Here is a 1,850-nt window from a genome sequence, read left to right as displayed (position 1 = left end):
CCGTCGCCGTCCGTCACCGCGCCCGCCCGGCGCTGGTGAAAGCCACGGGAAGCCGGTGACGTACCTCTCGTAGGAATCGGGCGTTCCGCAGGTCAGCGCGGTAAGCCCGGCTCCCGGGTTCTGCCGGCGGCCCCGACCGGTCTAGACTCGAAGACGTGCCACGTGGTGACGGACGACTCAACCACGACCTGCTCCCCGGTGAGAAGGGCCCCCAGGACGCTTGCGGCGTCTTCGGGGTCTGGGCGCCGGGCGAAGAGGTCGCCAAACTCGCCTATTTCGGACTGTACGCGTTGCAGCACCGGGGACAGGAGTCCGCGGGCATCGCGGTGAGCAACGGCTCCCAGATCCTCGTCTTCAAGGACATGGGCCTGGTCTCCCAGGTGTTCGACGAGACCTCCCTCGGCTCCCTCCGCGGCCACATCGCGGTGGGCCACGCCCGCTACTCGACCACCGGTGCCTCGGTCTGGGAGAACGCGCAGCCGACCTTCCGCGCGACCGGCCACGGCTCGATCGCGCTCGGCCACAACGGCAACCTGGTCAACACCGCCGAACTCGCCGAACTCGTCGCCGACCTCAAGGGCGGCCACGGCAACGGCCGGGCCAACCAGGTCGCCGCGACCAACGACACCGACCTGGTCACCGCCCTCCTGGCCGGCCAGACCGACGACGACGGCAAGCCGCTCACCGTCGAGGAGTCGGCCGCCAAGGTGCTGCCGCAGGTCAAGGGCGCCTTCTCGTTCGTCTTCATGGACGAGCACACGCTCTACGCCGCCCGTGACCCGCAGGGCATCCGCCCGCTGGTCCTCGGCCGGCTGGAACGCGGCTGGGTCGTCGCCAGCGAGACCGCCGCCCTCGACATCGTCGGCGCCTCCGTCATCCGGGAGATCGAACCCGGCGAGATGATCGCCATCGACGAGAACGGACTGCGCTCCAGCACGTTCGCCGAGGCAAAGCCGAAGGGCTGCGTCTTCGAGTACGTGTACCTCGCGCGGCCCGACACCGACATCGCCGGCCGCAACGTCTACCTCTCCCGGGTGGAGATGGGCCGCAGGCTCGCCGCCGAAGCCCCCGCCGACGCCGACCTGGTCATAGCGACCCCGGAGTCCGGCACCCCCGCCGCCGTCGGCTACGCCGAGGCCAGCGGCATCCCCTTCGGCACCGGCCTGGTGAAGAACAGCTACGTCGGCCGGACCTTCATCCAGCCCTCGCAGACCATCCGCCAGCTCGGCATCCGGCTCAAGCTGAACCCGCTGAAGGAAGTCATCAAGGGCAAGCGGCTGGTCGTCGTGGACGACTCGATCGTGCGCGGCAACACGCAGCGCGCCCTGGTGCGGATGCTGCGCGAGGCCGGCGCCGCCGAGGTGCACATCCGGATCTCCTCGCCGCCGATCAAGTGGCCCTGCTTCTTCGGCATCGACTTCGCCACCCGCGCGGAACTCATCGCCAACGGGCTCAGCGTCGAACAGATCGGCACCTCCCTCGGCGCCGACTCCCTCGCCTACATCTCCATCGACGGGATGATCGAGGCCACCACGATCGCCAAGCCGAACCTCTGCCGGGCCTGCTTCGACGGCGAGTACCCGATGGAACTGCCCGACCCCGGGCTGCTCGGCAAGCACCTCCTGGAAGCCGAGACCGAGGAGCACACGGGCGCGCGCCCGGACGTCGACGGCGTCCAGTCGCTGCTCACCGGCCCCGGCGGCGCCGACGCCCTGCGACGCCCCTGACCGCGCCGCCCGCCGGCGGCGGGCACCGGACACGACCGGCCCGCCGCCCGCCTCCCGGTCGGAGCACACCGCTCCGGCCGGGCGGGTCCGCCGCGCCCGCACCGCACCCACCCACTCTCGAAC

1 protein-coding gene is annotated in these 1,850 nt (G+C 71.2%); it reads left to right on the top strand.

The window, feature by feature from the left end; translation table 11 throughout:
* Positions 1 to 155 precede the first annotated feature (155 nt).
* A complete protein-coding gene (gene purF / locus GL263_RS25920; protein ID WP_182858171.1) occupies positions 156 to 1,727 on the top strand; it encodes an amidophosphoribosyltransferase in 1,572 nt (523 codons plus the stop codon).
* Positions 1,728 to 1,850 lie beyond the last annotated feature (123 nt).

Origin of the sequence: Streptomyces durbertensis (assembly GCF_014156695.1) — a bacterium.
GTDB classification, from domain to species: domain Bacteria; phylum Actinomycetota; class Actinomycetes; order Streptomycetales; family Streptomycetaceae; genus Streptomyces; species Streptomyces durbertensis.
This window is presented reverse-complemented; position numbering and strand designations above follow the sequence as displayed.